We start from the raw sequence: 12,289 nt of genomic DNA, 5'->3' as shown, positions 1-12,289 counted from the left end.
TGGCCGCATGGAGTACTGCGTCTTCACCGAGCCCCAGCAGGGCGCCGACTACGACACCCAGCTCGCGTTCGCGCAGGCGGCCGAGCGCCTCGGCTTCGACGGCTTCTTCCGCTCGGACCACTTCCTGAAGATGGGCGACTTCTTCGACGGCCTGCCCGGCCCGACCGACGCCCTCACGACCATCGCGGGACTCGCGCGCGAGACGTCGCGGATCCGCCTCGGCACGCTCGTCTCGTCCGTCACGTACCGCCACCCGGGCCTGCTGGCGATCCAGGCCGCTCAGCTCGACGCGATGTCGGGCGGCCGCTTCGAGCTGGGCCTGGGCACGGGCTGGTACGAGGACGAGCACCGCGCGTACGGCATCCCCTTCCCCGCCAAGCGGTTCGACCTGCTCGAGGAGCAGCTGCAGATCCTCACGGGCCTGTGGGCGACGCCGGTCGGCGAGACCTTCTCGTTCGAGGGCGCGCACTACCGCCTCGAGGACTCGCCCGCGCTGCCCAAGCCCGTGCAGAGCCCGATGCCGCTCATCGTGGGCGGCGCGGGCCCCACGCGCACGCCCGCGCTCGCCGCCCGGTACGCGACGGAGTTCAACATCGTGTTCCAGCCGGAGGACGTGATCGCCGATCGGTTCGCGCGGGTCACCGCGGCGTGCGAGCGGATCGACCGCGACCCCGCCACGCTCAAGCGCACGGTGGGGCTGACGGTCCTCGCCGGCGCCACCGAGGCGGACGTCGCGCGGCGCGCGGCGAACACGGGCGTGGACCTCGAGCGGTTCCGCGCCGGCTTCAATCTGTGCGGCTCGGCGGCCGAGATCGCCGACCGTGTCGGCCGCCTGCAGGAGCTGGGCGCCGAGCGCATCTACCTCCAGATGATCGACATGACCGACCTCGACCACCTCGCCTACCTGGGCGAGGAGCTGCTGCCGCGCTGAGGCCCGTCATGTCGAGGACCGTCGCGGAGAAGCTGCAGATCAAGCCGGGCACCGAGCTGCTGTTCGGCCCCGCCACCGCCGAGCAGCGCGCGCTGCTCGATCCCCTGCCCGAGGGCGTCACCGTGGTCGACGGGATCGAGCGCGACACCGACGGCGTCGCCGTCCTGTTCGCGGCGGATCGCGCGGAGCTCGACCGGCTGCTCGCCGACGTGATGCCGGTGCTCGCGTCGGCGCGGGCGGTGTGGATCGGCTACCCGAAGGGCAATCGCACCGACATCAACCGCGACAGCATCTGGGCGCGCGTGCGCGAGTTCGGATGGACGCTCAACGGCAACATCGCCCTCGACGACGAGTGGTCCAGCGTCCGCGCGAAGCGGGTCTGATCGGATCAGCGGCGGGCCTCGAAGAAGGCGCGCAGCAGCTTCTGCGACTCCTCCTCGCGCACGCCGCCGACGACCTCGGCGCGGTAGGGCAGGCGGCGGTCGCGCACGACGTCGTACATCGATCCGGCCGCGCCCGCCTTGTCGTCCCACGCGCCGAACACGAGTCGGCCGATCCGCGCCTGCAGCACCGCGCCGGCGCACATGAGGCACGGCTCGAGGGTGACGACGAGCGTGCGGCCCTCGAGGTTCCACGATCCGACGTGCTCGGCCGCCTGCCGCAGCGCGACGACCTCGGCGTGCGCGGACGGGTCGTGGTGCTCCTCGCGCCGGTTGCGCCCCTCGCCGATCACGCTGCCGTCGACATCGAGGACGACGGCCCCGACGGGGATCTCGCCGGCGGCCGCCGCCTCGGCGGCGAGCGCGAGCGCGCGCGCCATCGCCGCGGCGTCGGCGGGATCGGGCGTCATGCCTCGAGCGTACGCGGCGACCGGCGCGGGCCAGGCCCGCGTCAGGGCGTGATGACCGCGCGGCCGCGGAGCGTGCCCTCGTGCAGGCGGTCGTACGCCTCCGGCGCGTCGTCGAGCGAGAAGCGCTCCGTCTCGACGTGGACGAGGCCCGCGCGGGCCAGGTTCAGCACCTCGATGAGCTCGGAGCGCGAGCCCCAGTACGGCGAGCGGATGCTCGAGTCGTACGGCTTGGCGAGCATGCCCACGTCGGCCTTCGTCGCGCCGACGCCCACGAGCACCTGATCGGTCTCGATGCCCGAGAGCGCGCCGCCGAGGTCGACGGTCGGCTGGATCGCGACGAAGTCGAAGATCGCCGTGACGGTGCGGCGCCCCGTGGCCTTCTCGATCGCGGCGGGCGCGTCGTCGTTCGACAGGAACGCGTGGTGCGCGCCGACGTCCTTCGCGAGCGCGAGCTTCTCGTCGTTCACGTCGAGGGCGATGACCGTGGCGGGAGTGAGGGCGCGCAGGATCTGGATGGCCACGTGGCCGAGGCCGCCGGTGCCGATGACCACGGCCGTGCTGCCGGGACCGAGCTTGCCGAGCGAGCCCTTGATCGCGTGGTACGGCGTGAGGCCCGCGTCGGTGAGCGCCACGTTCTCGACGGGATCGAGGTCGCCCAGCGGCACGAGGTGGCGCGGATCGTCGATGATCATGTACTCGGCCATCGATCCGTCGTGGCCCAGCCCGGGAGGCGTGATCCCGAGCTCCGCCGCGCGCTCGCAGTAGTTCTCCTTGCCCTGCGAGCAGGGGTAGCAGGTGCCGCAGCCCCACGGCCCGTACACCGCGACGGCATCGCCCACGGCCACGCTCGCCACGCCCTCGCCGAGCTTGTCGACGACGCCGACGCCCTCGTGACCGAGCGTCATGGGCAGCGGGTAGCCGAACTGGGCGTACTCCTCCTCGCTCAGCCCCATCACGAACGAGTCGGAGTGGCACGCACCGGCGGCGGTGACCTTGAGGCGCACCTGCCCGGGACCGGGCTCGGGAGTCGGGACCTCGACGACCACCGGCGGCTTGCCGACCTCGACGTACTGCAGTGCCTTCATGATGAGCTCCTCTCCGGGGCGCCGGGCGGCGTCCTCCACCCCCACTCTCTCGCGTGCGCGGGCCCCGGGGGAAGCCCGCCGCGCCGGGCGCGCCTCGGCGGCCGCCCGACTGGCTGGGTCCAGGCGCCGCGACTACCTTGGTCTTATGCGCCTGCACGTTGCGGACCACCCGCTCATCACCCACAAGCTGACCGTCCTCCGCAACGAGAAGACGCCCTCCCCCGTGTTCCGCCAGCTCACCGAGGAGCTCGTGACGCTGCTGGCCTACGAGGCGACCCGCAACGTGCGCGTCTCGCCGCGCGAGATCCAGACCCCGGTGACGACGACGATGGGCGTGGAGATCAGCGAGCCGAAGCCGCTCGTCGTGCCGATCCTGCGCGCGGGCCTCGGCATGCTCGACGGCATGGTCAAGCTCGTGCCGACGGCCGAGGTCGGCTTCCTCGGCATGGTGCGCGACCACGAGACCCTCGAGCCCACGACGTATGCCGAGCGTCTGCCCGACGACCTTAGCGACCGCCAGTGCTTCGTGCTCGACCCGATGCTCGCGACCGGCGGATCGCTGGGCGCGGCGATCGACTTCCTCTTCGACCGCGGGGCGCAGGACGTCACCGCGATCTGCCTGCTCGGCGCGCCCGAGGGCGTGGCCGCGATCGAGCGCCAGGTCGACGGCAAGGACGTCACGCTCGTGCTCGGCGCCCTCGACGAGAAGCTCGACGAGCGCGGCTACATCGTGCCGGGCCTGGGCGACGCGGGCGACCGCCTGTACGGCTCCGCCGGCTACTGAGCCCCGGCTCTACGCGCCGACCAGGCGGGCGAACGCGCTCATCCGCGCGACGCCGTCCGCCGTGTGCGGCAGATCGTCGAGCAGCGCGGGCGAGTGCACGAGGTACGACGCGACCATCGCGCGCGAGACCGCCACGTTGAGGCGGTTCTGCAGCAGCAGGAAGTCGCTGCCGCGCGGGGCGTCGCGGCCCGAGGAGGCCGCGAGCGTCACGATCGAAACGGCCGCCTCCTGTCCCTGGAACCGGTCGACGGTGCCGACCCGCACGGCGCCGAGGCCGGCCTCGGCCAGCGCGCGCTCGACGCACAGCACCTGGGCGTTGTAGGGCGCGACGACGATGACGTCGGCGGGCGCGAGCGGGCGGGCATCGCACGGCGTCGCGGTGCCGTCGTCCTCGATCCGGATGTCGGTGAACGAGCGGCCGATGAGCCCGCGCGCGATCCGCACGACTTCCGCCGCCTCCTCCGGCGACTCCGTGGCGTTGCCGTGGTGACGCACGGGCACGACGTGCAGGCCCGGCTCGAGGCCCTCGACGGCCCGCAGCTCGGCGCCGGCGCGCGAGGCGAGGCGGCCGGCGTACGACAGGTCGGACACGACCCGGGCGACGGCGGGGTGCATCCGCACCGAGCGGGCCAGGAAGTAGCCGTGCGTCGACGGGATCACCTGCTCGCCGGCCATCACCCAGCCGAGCGCCGACGTGTCGACGGGCTCCGGGTGCGTGCCCTGGCTCACCTGCGGCAGCTGCTGCGGATCGCCGAGCAGCAGCAGGCGGTGCGCGGCCAGCGAGACGGCGATCGTCGAGGCGAGCGAGAACTGCCCGGCCTCGTCGATCACGAGCAGGTCGAGGCTGCCGCGCGGCACGCGCTGCTCGTGCGCGAAGTCCCACGCGGTGCCGCCGATGACGTAGCCGTCCGGGTGCTCGGCGGCGAACGCGGCGACGCCGTTCTTCGGGATGACGGTGAACGCCGCCTCCGCGCCGCCGTCCTTCGGCGCCTTGGCGACGCGCGCGGGCGCCAGGCCCGCGGCGATCACGCGGTCGAGCATGTGCTCGACGACCGCGTGCGACTGCGCGACCACGCCGACCTTGAAGCCGTGCTCGGCCACGAGACGCGCGATCACGTGCGAGCCGACGTACGTCTTGCCCGTGCCCGGCGGGCCCTGCACGGCCAGGTAGCCGCGCTCGAGGGCGAGCAGCGAGGCGGTGATCGCCGCGACGTCGTCGCCCGCGCTGGGCGCGAGCCCGCCGGGCACGCGCGGCGGGACGCGGCGCAGCAGGTCGGTGGCGGCGTCGGCGGGGAAGCCACCCGACTCCGCGGCCGACAGGACCGACTCGGCCCAGGCCTCGATCGCCTTCTGCTGGTTGCCGGCGCGCGGCGGCGGGGCCGGCGCGACGGCCACGGGCAGCTCGCTCCAGGTCATGCCGCCGATCGCGGTCTCCTCGACCACGATGCCGTCGTCGAGCTCCTCGATCACGCGCACGCCGCGCGGCACGTGGATCCACCGCGACGACACCTCGGCGGCGAACGGCGCCGGCCGGGCGTAGAGCACGAACGGCTCCGCGCCCTCGCGGATGCGCGTGCCGGGCGCGACGTCGCCGCGCAGCGCCACGACGCGGCGCTCGGCGCGGCGCCCCTCCTGCGGCACGTGCCAGTCCTCGACCATGCGGCTGCGCGATGCGTCGACCGCGACGACGTCGCGCGTGTCGGCCCACAGTGACAGCGGCTCACGCAGGCGCTGGAAGTGCCCCTGCCAGTAGCTCTTCGCCTCGCGCGGGTAGTAGTCGATCGCCGCGGCGCCCAGGCGCAGGGCCGCCGCATCCGCGCCGTCCGGTTCGGCCGCGTCGGCGCGCAGCCGCAGCGCCTCGGCCAGCGGCGACGGCTCGTACGTGATCGCCTCGTTGTGGTCGGGCGGCGCCGGCCGCACGCCGGTCTCGCGGGCGCGGTCGACGAGCCAGTCGCGCAGGCGCCGCGTCGAGACGCAGTCGTAGGCGTTGTACGCGGCGAGGTCGTCGAGGATCGCCCGAGCCTCGTCCGCGCGCCCGGCGGCCAGGAGCTCGCGCGCCTCGACGTAGCGCAGGATCGAGTCGCCGCCCTGCTGCACGTCCTGCGTGCGCACCTCGTCGCCCATGTAGAGCGGCTCGAGCTTCTTGATGGAGTACGACCGCGAGCCCACCCGCACGGCGCGCCGGACGATCGGGTAGAGGTCGACGAACAGCTCGTCGCGCAGCATGCGGTCGACGTCGGCCTCGCGCACGCCATGCCGGGCCGCCATGGCGGCCAGGTGCGTGGGCTCGTAGAGCGCGTAGTGGTAGATGTGCATGCCGGGGTGCGCGGCCCGGCGCGCGGCGACGAAGTCGCAGAACCGCTCGAGCGCCTCGCGCTCGGCCGCCAGGTCGTGCGCCCACAGCGGCGTGTAGCGCTCCTGCATGTCGACCCAGCCGAAGAGGTAGTCGATGCCCCACTCCTCGTGACCGTCGCCGTCGCCCTCGCTGTAGAGCGGGTCGCCCTCGAAGTCGAAGAAGATGTCGCCCTCGTCCGGTCGCGGCATGGTCGCGAGTGCCTCCGGCATCACGACCTCGTACGACGGGACGGGGTGCTCCTCGACCGGGGCGTCGGGCGCGGGCACGCCGGCCGGGCTCGCGAGCTGCAGGCGCGCCTGCGTGCGCAGCCCCGCGAACACGTCGGGGTTCATGCCGCGCGGGGCCTCGGGCGCGGCGGCCAGCTCGTCGACCGTGGCGATGCCCGCGGCGCGCAGCCGCTCGCGCTGCACGGGCCGCATGCCGGCCACGAGCAGCACGTCGCGCTGCGCGATCACCTCCTGCTCGCACGTGGCGCACCGCCCGCACGCCACGACGCCGAGCTCGCCACGCGGGTCGCCCCACGCGAGGGGCTCGCCCGCCGCGCCGAGCTCGAGCCGGCGGTCGGCGATGAGGTCGCGGATCCGTCGGCGGCGCACGCGGAACAGCGGCAGCAGGTCGTCGACCCGGTGGGTGCTCGTCGATCCGTCGCCCAGCAGCAGGTCGACCTCGTCGGAGTGCGGGATGCCGAGCCGGTCGAGCTGGTCGACGTACGCCGCCAGCTGCATGAGCGCCGTCACCTTGGCCCGGCGCGCAAGCTTGGAGTCCTGCACGCGCCAGGATCCGTCGGGCTCGCGCAGCAGGAAGTCGGCGAACCCGACGAACTCCGCTGCCGAGAACGCGGCCTGGAACACGACGCGCGCGTGCGGCGCCGTCAGCGCCGCCATCGTCTCCTCGACGGCGCGCGCCATGCCGGCCTCGTCGCTCGAGCGCTGCCGCTCGATCTCGACGACCGCGCCGCCGAACCGCTCGCGGTACCGGGCCAGCACGCGCTCCTCGTGCGCGTCGCCGAGGCGGGCGGCCCGCTCGAGCATCTCGTCCTCGGGCTCCTCGACCTCCGGCACGCGACCGAGCCGGGCGTCGAGCGCGCGCAGCCACGCGAACTCGCACTCAGCGGCGGCCTTGAGGTCGCTCGCGCTCCACACGACGCGCTGCTCGGACGGGATGTATCTCACCCCTCGAGGCTATCCGCGGGGTCCGACATCGCCGGACCGCGGCGGCCCTCCCGTGACAGACTGAACCCGTGAGCGACTTCGCATTCGAAAGCGCGTACGGGCACGGCTTCGCGCGGGTGGCGGCGTGCACGATCCCGCTCGCCATCGCCGATCCCGCCGCCAACGCCGAGGCCGTGCTCGCGAGCGCGCGCGAGCTGCACGACGAGGCCGTCGCCGTGGCCGTGTTCCCCGAGCTGTGCCTGTCGGGCTACGCGATCGACGACCTCGTGATGCAGGACGCGCTGCTCGATGCCGTCCGCGAGGCGATCGAGCGGATCGCGGCGGCCTCGGCCGACCTGATGCCGATGCTCGTCGTCGGCGCGCCGCTCGCGCGCGGCAATCGCCTCTACAACTGCGCCGTCGTCATCCACCGCGGCGCGGTGCTCGGCGTCGCGCCGAAGTCCTATCTGCCCACGTACCGCGAGTTCTACGAGCGCCGCTGGTACGCGCCGGGCGACGACGCGCGCGGCGAGATCGAGCTGGGCGGAGCGGCCGTGCCCTTCGGCCCCGACCTGCTCTTCGAGGCCGAGGACGTGCCGGGCCTCGTCGTCCACGCCGAGGTGTGCGAGGACTTCTGGGTGCCGATCCCGCCGTCGGCGCTCGCGGCGCTGGCCGGCGCGACCGTGCAGCTGAACCTCTCGGGCAGCCCTATCACGATCGCCCGCGCGGACGACCGGAGGCTGCTCGCGCAGTCCGCCTCGTCGCGGCACCTGTCCGCCTATGCGTATGCCGCCGCCGGCATGGGCGAGTCGACGAACGACGTCTCGTGGGACGGGCAGACGATGATCTACGAGGCCGGCACGCTGCTGGCCGAGACGGAGCGCTTCCCCGACGGTCCGCGCCACGCCGTGGCGGACGTCGACCTCGACCGCCTGCGCCAGGACCGCATCCGCCAGGGCACGTTCGACGACAACCGCCGCGCCTTCGCCGACCGCATGGCGTTCCGCACCGTGCGCTTCCGCCTCGATCCGCCGACCGGCGACGTGGGCCTGCGGCGCACGCTCGACCGCTTCCCGTTCGTGCCGGACGACCCGGACCGCCTCGCGCAGGACTGCTACGAGGCCTTCCATATCCAGGTTTCGGGCCTCGTGCAGCGCATGCGCTCGATCGGCGACCCGAAGCCCGTGATCGGCGTGAGCGGCGGGCTCGACTCCACACACGCGCTGCTCGTCATCGCGCGGGCGATGGATCGGATGGGCCGCCCGCGCAGCGACATCCTCGCGTACACGATGCCGGGCTTCGCGACGAGCGAGCACACGAAGTCCAACGCGATCGCGCTGGCCGAGTCGGTGGGCGCGACGATCGAGACGATCGACATCCGGCCCGCCGCCACCGAGATGCTGCGGCAGATGGGCCACCCGTTCGGCGCGGGCGAGCCGGTGTACGACGTGACCTTCGAGAACGTGCAGGCGGGCCTGCGCACCGACTACCTGTTCCGCCTCGCCAACCACCACGGCGGCATGGTCGTGGGCACGGGTGACCTCTCGGAGATCGCGCTCGGCTGGTCGACCTACGGCGTGGGCGACCAGATGAGCCACTACGGCGTGAACTCGGGCGTGCCGAAGACGCTCATCCAGCACCTCATCCGCTGGGTGATCGCGCACGGCGACGAGCAGGGCGTGACGACCGAGGAGGCGACCGTGCTGCAGGCCGTGCTCGACACGGAGATCAGCCCCGAGCTCGTCCCCGCCGGCCAGGACGGCGCGGTGCAGTCGACCGAGTCGACCATCGGCCCCTACGCGCTGCACGACTTCGCGCTGCACCACATCCTGCGGTACGGCATGCGGCCGTCGAAGATCGCCTTCCTCGCCCAGCATGCGTGGGCCGATCCGCAGTCCGGCGCGTGGCCCCCGGGCTTCCCGGAGGAGGATCGCTTCGGCTACGACCTGCCGACGATCGCGAAGTGGCTGCAGGTGTTCCTGAAGCGCTTCTTCGGCTTCGCGCAGTTCAAGCGGTCGGCGATCCCGAACGGCCCCAAGGTCTCGCCCACCGGCTCGCTCTCGCCGCGCGGCGACTGGCGCGCCCCGTCGGACGGCAACGCCCGCGCGTGGCTCGCGGAGCTGAAGCGGGCGCTCCCCGACCTCGTGGAATGACGTCCGCACGCCGTGGAGTGACGGTCGCGCGCCGTGGAGTGACCGGCCCGCGCCGCCTATCGTGTGACGCATGGACGGCTTCGCGGCGGTCGACTTCGAGCTCGCGCGGCAGGTGCTGCAGCGCGGCGTCGCGGCGCTGTACCTCATCGCCTTCCTCTCGAGCCTGAACCAGTTCCGGCCCCTGCTCGGCGAGCGCGGGCTGCTGCCCGCACCCGAGCTGCTGGCCTGGGCGCGCTCGTCCGACCGCGCCGGGCGGATGCTGCGGCCGACGCTGTTCCGATGGATCCGGTACACGGATCGCCGGCTCGTCGCGCTCTGCGTGGCGGGGATCGTCGTCTCGGCGCTGCTCGTGGCGGGCCTGCCGCAGCTCGGGCCGCCGTGGCTGCCGATGCTCTGCTTCCTCGCGATCTGGTTCGGCTACATGTCGATCGTCTCGATCGGGCAGACGTTCTACGCCTTCGGGTGGGAGATGCTGCTGCTCGAGATGGGCTTCCTCGCCGCGTTCCTCGGCTCGAACGGCCAGCCGCCGGCCACCGCGATCCTCGTGATGTTCTGGTGGCTGGCGTTCCGGCTGGAGTTCGGCGCCGGCATGATCAAGATCCGCGGCGGCCGCGAGTGGCGCGACCTCACGGCCATGACGTACCACCACGAGACGCAGCCGATGCCCGGGCCGCTCAGCAGGCAGGCGCACCTGCTGCCGCGGTGGTTCCACCGGTTCGAGGTGATCGGCAACCACATCGCGCAGCTGCCGGCGCCGTGGCTGCTGTTCGCCCCCGCACTCGGGCTGCTCGTGCCCGACGCGATCCCGCAGGCGATCGGCGCGGCGGCGGCGGCCGTGATGATCCTGACCCAGCTGTGGCTCGTGGCGACGGGCAACTTCGCGTGGCTGAACTGGTCGGCGATCGTGCTGGCCGCCTCGGCGATCGCGGTGCCGTGGGCGCCGTCGCCGTCGGCGGAGATCCCGCCGTGGTGGATCGTCGTGACGAGCGTCGTCGCGGTCGGCTACGCCGCGCTCAGCTGGCCGGCCGCGCGCAACCTCGCCTCGCGCGGGCAGCTGATGAACGCGAGCTTCAACCGGTGGAACCTCGGCAACACGTACGGCGCGTTCGGCACGGTCACGCGCGTGCGCGACGAGGTGGTCGTCGAGGCGACCGAGGACGACGATCCGCACACGGCCCGCTGGGTGGAGTACGCGTTCAAGGGCAAGCCGGGTGATGTGCGGCGCATCCCGCCGCAGGTGGCGCCGTACCACCTGCGGCTGGACTGGCTGATGTGGTTCCTCGCCCTCGGCCGCGTGGAGGAGTGGTTCGAGGTGTTCCTCGTGCGGCTGCTCGAGGCCGATCGCGCGACGCTGCGCCTGCTGCGCCGCGATCCGTTCGAGGGCCGCCGGCCGCGCTGGATCCGCGCCACGATGTACCGCTACCGGTTCGCCACGCGCGAGGAGCACCGCCGCACGGGCGCGCGGTGGGTGCGCGAGGAGCAGTACCGCATGGTGCGGCCGATGGCGCTCGCCGACCTCGCGTGAGCGTCAGTCCCGGTCGGCCTCCACGCGGTCGCGCAGGCCCACGCGATCGGGGATCTCCATGGCGAGGCCCGGCAGCCAGCTCGACGGCTTCGGCCACGGCCGCGACGACGGCAGGGCGCGCAGCAGGTGCCGGATGTCGGCCTCGCGCGGGTTCTCGGAGCCGGACGCGGGCAGGATGCGACGCGGGGCGCGGTGCCCGAGCGCGCCGCACCACCAGTGCCGCCACGTGTCGGGTGCCGCCTCGGGCTCGAGCACGATGTAGTAGTCGGGCATGAGCGCGCCGCGCTCGAAGTGGGCGAGGGCCTGCTCGACCTCGACCTCGAGCGCGCCGAGCGTGGCGCGCTCCTCGAACAGCTCCACCCAGGCGGCGGCGACGTGCTCGAGCGGATCGGCGTCGTGCACGATCCACGGGCGGCTGGTGGCGGTGATGCGGCGGGCGGCGAGGGCGGGCTCGGTGTCGCGCAGCGAGAGCGTCTCGACGCCGTCGATCCCGTCGAGGTTCGCGAGGGCCTCATCGGAGGCGGATCCGACGACGGCCACGATGGTTCCTGTCGTGTTCTCCATGCCCCACTGTATGGCGATCCTCCGGGCGCTTGGCAAGACCCGGGTGGCTCGCCCGCTACCGATCGGGGCGACCTCGGGCCTACGCGCCGGAGCGGGCGTTGTAGACCGTGACGTCGCCGGCGTCGACCCCCGCTCGGTAGGCGCGCAGCACGGCGACGCCCTCGTCGTGCAGCACGCCCTGGGCCACGCGGATGCCGCGCGCCTCGAACTGCTCGGCCCAGTCGGCGACCATGGGGCCCTCGTCGAAGGTCGTGATCTGCTCGACCTCGGGGCCGTCGACGCCGATGACGAGCGAGCGCACGCCCGACCACAGCACGGCGCCGTAGCACTGCACGCACGGCCGTGCGTTCACGACGATCTCGTGCTCGGGCAGGCCCTCGCCGCCGAGATCCCACGCGCCCAGGTGCGCCTGCGCGAGGCCGAGCGCGACGACCTCGGCGTGCGCGGACGAGACGCCACTGCCGAGCACGGCGTTGACGCCGACCGACACGATCCGGCCGGTTGCGCGCTCCGACACGATAGCGGCGAACGGCCCGCCGCTGCCCTCGCGCCAGTTGCGGTCGGCCAGGCGGTGGGCGAGGGCCATGCGGTCCTCGACGGCGGGGATCTCGCCGGGCAGGGCGGCGAGCTCGTCGCGCACCCAGGCGGGCAGCGCGATGGTGAAGCTCTCGGCGAGCGGCGACGTGTCCACGGAGCTCACTCTTCGCTGCGGCTGAAGACGAGGCGCAGCGCGGCGAAGACGAGGACCGCCACGACGGCGACGGCCACGAGCTTGGCGATGAACCACATCAGCGAGAAGAGCAGCTCGATGACGAACCACGCGATGACGACGGCGACGATGACGCCGATCCAGGTCCACAGGGTGCTCTTGTTCACGCTTCCAGCCTAGG

11 protein-coding genes are annotated in these 12,289 nt (G+C 73.3%); 5 read left to right on the top strand and 6 right to left on the bottom strand.

Features of this window, described 5'->3' with window-relative positions; translation table 11 throughout:
- Positions 1-7 precede the first annotated feature (7 nt).
- Together ACYVJ0_RS02840 and ACYVJ0_RS02835 are read left to right on the top strand one after the other, a co-directional pair.
- Positions 8-931, top strand: coding sequence for an LLM class F420-dependent oxidoreductase (locus ACYVJ0_RS02840; protein ID WP_460815862.1), 924 nt, complete (start codon positions 8-10; stop codon positions 929-931).
- An 8-nt stretch (positions 932-939) separates the two neighbouring features.
- A complete protein-coding gene (locus ACYVJ0_RS02835; protein ID WP_460815860.1) occupies positions 940-1,314 on the top strand; it encodes a DUF3052 family protein in 375 nt (124 codons plus the stop codon).
- Positions 1,315-1,319: 5 nt separating this feature from the next.
- Here the strand turns inward: ACYVJ0_RS02835 and tadA are convergent, their stop codons facing one another.
- Positions 1,320-1,781 carry a tRNA adenosine(34) deaminase TadA gene (tadA, locus tag ACYVJ0_RS02830; RefSeq protein WP_460815859.1) on the bottom strand — a complete coding sequence of 154 codons (462 nt, stop codon included), beginning with the start codon at positions 1,779-1,781 and terminating at the stop codon, positions 1,320-1,322.
- A gap of 41 nt (positions 1,782-1,822) precedes the next feature.
- Positions 1,823-2,866: an NAD(P)-dependent alcohol dehydrogenase gene (locus ACYVJ0_RS02825; protein ID WP_449853503.1), complete on the bottom strand. Its 1,044-nt coding sequence runs from the start codon at positions 2,864-2,866 to the stop codon at positions 1,823-1,825.
- A gap of 145 nt (positions 2,867-3,011) precedes the next feature.
- Between ACYVJ0_RS02825 and upp the strand changes: the two genes are divergently transcribed.
- Positions 3,012-3,650 carry a uracil phosphoribosyltransferase gene (upp, locus tag ACYVJ0_RS02820; RefSeq protein ID WP_449853504.1) on the top strand — a complete coding sequence of 213 codons (639 nt, stop codon included), beginning with the start codon at positions 3,012-3,014 and terminating at the stop codon, positions 3,648-3,650.
- A gap of 9 nt (positions 3,651-3,659) precedes the next feature.
- On the opposite strand, the gene ACYVJ0_RS02815 is transcribed toward upp, so the two are convergent.
- Positions 3,660-7,178 carry a TM0106 family RecB-like putative nuclease gene (locus ACYVJ0_RS02815; RefSeq protein WP_460815857.1) on the bottom strand — a complete coding sequence of 1,173 codons (3,519 nt, stop codon included), beginning with the start codon at positions 7,176-7,178 and terminating at the stop codon, positions 3,660-3,662.
- Between the two features lie 68 nt (positions 7,179-7,246).
- Here ACYVJ0_RS02815 and ACYVJ0_RS02810 point away from each other — a divergent pair, with 68 nt between their 5' ends.
- On the top strand, positions 7,247-9,310 hold the full coding sequence (locus ACYVJ0_RS02810) for an NAD(+) synthase (RefSeq protein WP_460815855.1): 2,064 nt from the start codon (positions 7,247-7,249) through the stop codon (positions 9,308-9,310).
- Positions 9,311-9,380: 70 nt separating this feature from the next.
- Entirely contained in the window at positions 9,381-10,835 is a 1,455-nt protein-coding gene (locus ACYVJ0_RS02805; protein WP_460815854.1) for a lipase maturation factor family protein, read from the top strand.
- A 3-nt stretch (positions 10,836-10,838) separates the two neighbouring features.
- On the opposite strand, the gene ACYVJ0_RS02800 is transcribed toward ACYVJ0_RS02805, so the two are convergent.
- The 3 genes from ACYVJ0_RS02800 to ACYVJ0_RS02790 form a co-directional block, all read right to left on the bottom strand.
- Positions 10,839-11,399 carry a hypothetical protein gene (locus tag ACYVJ0_RS02800; RefSeq protein ID WP_460815852.1) on the bottom strand — a complete coding sequence of 187 codons (561 nt, stop codon included), beginning with the start codon at positions 11,397-11,399 and terminating at the stop codon, positions 10,839-10,841.
- A gap of 79 nt (positions 11,400-11,478) precedes the next feature.
- Positions 11,479-12,090, bottom strand: coding sequence for a nucleoside deaminase (locus tag ACYVJ0_RS02795; RefSeq protein ID WP_460815851.1), 612 nt, complete (start codon positions 12,088-12,090; stop codon positions 11,479-11,481).
- Between the two features lie 5 nt (positions 12,091-12,095).
- Complete coding sequence (locus ACYVJ0_RS02790) at positions 12,096-12,275, bottom strand: hypothetical protein (protein WP_449853515.1); 180 nt, start codon at positions 12,273-12,275, stop codon at positions 12,096-12,098.
- Between the last annotated feature and the right edge of the window lie 14 nt (positions 12,276-12,289).

This window comes from Microbacterium petrolearium (assembly GCF_054782875.1).
The sequence above is the reverse complement of the archived record's forward strand: the minus strand, read 5'-3'. Positions and strand labels throughout refer to the sequence as shown.